We start from the raw sequence: 1,798 nt of genomic DNA on the forward strand, positions 1-1,798 counted from the left end.
CTTATTTACGGGTTCGATAAATCGAACCCCTACAACATAATTATAACCAAAAAATCATAATTTACTATAAAATTATCTACAACGCACCATCTGTATGATCTGTTGAAAATATTTTTGGCTTTTTGGGAAATAACCATTTTATATTTTAAATAATAAAAATATGATTAAGATTAAAAATGATGAAAAAATAGAAGATTTGGAAGAGAACAGGTTAAGAATTATCCAGGCAAAAAATTCATATCGTTTTTCAGTAGATTCTATTTTATTAACCAAATTTATTAAAATTAAAGACTACGAAAATATTATCGATTTAGGCACTGGTTCAGGAATAATTCCTTTACTTTTATTTGGCCAAAGAAAAGGATTATCTATTTATGGAATTGAGATACAAAAAAAATTAGCGGATATGGCCAGAAGAAGTGTAGAATTAAATAAATTACAAGATAGTATCACTATAATTCAAGAAGATTTTAAAAATATTAAAAAATTCTTTAAAAATGGTCAATTTGATGTAGTAGTAAGTAATCCTCCCTATATTTCAATGGGACAGGGAAAGATTAATCCTTTAAGTAGTAAAGCTATTGCGCGTCATGAAGTAAAAAGTAATTTAGAGGATTTAATTTCCATAAGTAACTATTTATTAAAAAATAAAGGAAGAATTTATTTAATTTATAAGAGCAATAAATTGATAAAATTAATAGTTATATTAAAAAAATATGGTATTGAATCAAAAGTGGTTAAATTTATTCATTTTAAACCAGGAGAAAATGCAAATCTGGTATTATTAGAAGGAATAAAGGGAGGGAAAGAGGAATTAAAGGTTGAAGATCCTATATTTCTTAATATTAATCAAAAAATTGGAGATAAATAAACAATTTGATTAGAAACAATTCCGAAGGAATTTTATACATTTGCGGAACACCTATTGGAAATTTAGAAGATATTACCTTAAGGGCTTTAAAGATTTTAAATAAAGTAAATTTAATTGCAGCTGAAGACACCAGGCATACTAAAAAATTATTAAATTACTATCAGATAAAGACACCAATTTCAAGTTATTATGAATATAATAAATTTAAAAAAGCTCCTTATTTAATAGAAAGAATAAAAAGCGGTCAGGAAATTGCTCTGGTTTCTGATGCTGGTATGCCAGGAATTGCCGATCCAGGATATGTATTGATAAATTTAGCTTTAAAAAATAATCTTAAAATAATTCCCATTCCTGGTGTTTCAGCTTTGGTAACTGCTTTAGCAATATCAGGATTACCTATCGGTAAGTTTGTTTTTGAAGGTTTTTTGCCTCGCAAAATTAAGGAGAGAAAGAAATATTTTAAGAGCATAGAAAATGAAGAAAGAACTATTGTTTTTTACGAGACTCCTCATCGGCTTAAGAGAGCTTTAAAAGATATGTTTGATCTATGGGGAGATAGAAAAATTATAATAGCTCGGGAATTGACTAAGAAGTTTGAAGAGATAATTAGAGGGAAACTAAGTGAGGCAATAAGTGAAATTGATATTAGAGAGATAAAAGGTGAAATTACTTTAGTTGTTCAAGGAGGAATTAGAAAAAAAGAAAACCATAAGGTAGATTTTTTAAAAAATGAATCTGTAATTGAAAAGTATCTGAAAAAATTAACCAACCAGGGTTATTCCAATAAAGATATAATAAAAATTGCTCAAGAAAAATTAAATCTTTCTAAAAATATAATTTATAAAAAATTATTAGAAATGAAGAACTAGCGTAGAGCGTGTAGCGTATAGTAATTTTGTATCGCGTAAAACAGAATAACTAAAATCG

The 1,798-nt window shown here is 26.7% G+C and carries 2 protein-coding genes; both read left to right on the top strand.

The features are described 5' to 3' along the window. Positions 1-160 precede the first annotated feature (160 nt). The gene (locus COZ07_RS03360) at positions 161-871 is read left to right on the top strand and encodes a tRNA1(Val) (adenine(37)-N6)-methyltransferase (protein WP_406607174.1); all 711 of its coding nucleotides are present in this window, start codon (positions 161-163) and stop codon (positions 869-871) included. 5 nt (positions 872-876) lie between these two features. Beyond that, entirely contained in the window at positions 877-1,740 is an 864-nt protein-coding gene (gene rsmI, locus COZ07_RS03365; protein WP_406607175.1) for a 16S rRNA (cytidine(1402)-2'-O)-methyltransferase, read from the top strand. The last annotated feature ends 58 nt before the right edge of the window (positions 1,741-1,798 follow it).

It is taken from the genome of Candidatus Infernicultor aquiphilus (assembly GCF_002784285.1).
Taxonomy (GTDB): domain Bacteria; phylum Atribacterota; class Phoenicimicrobiia; order Phoenicimicrobiales; family Phoenicimicrobiaceae; genus Infernicultor; species Infernicultor aquiphilus.

Excerpts from the sequence above, each read along its gene's own strand:
- COZ07_RS03360 (WP_406607174.1), top strand. The coding sequence starts at position 161 with ATGATTAAGATTAAAAATGATGAAAAAATAGAAGATTTGGAAGAGAAC.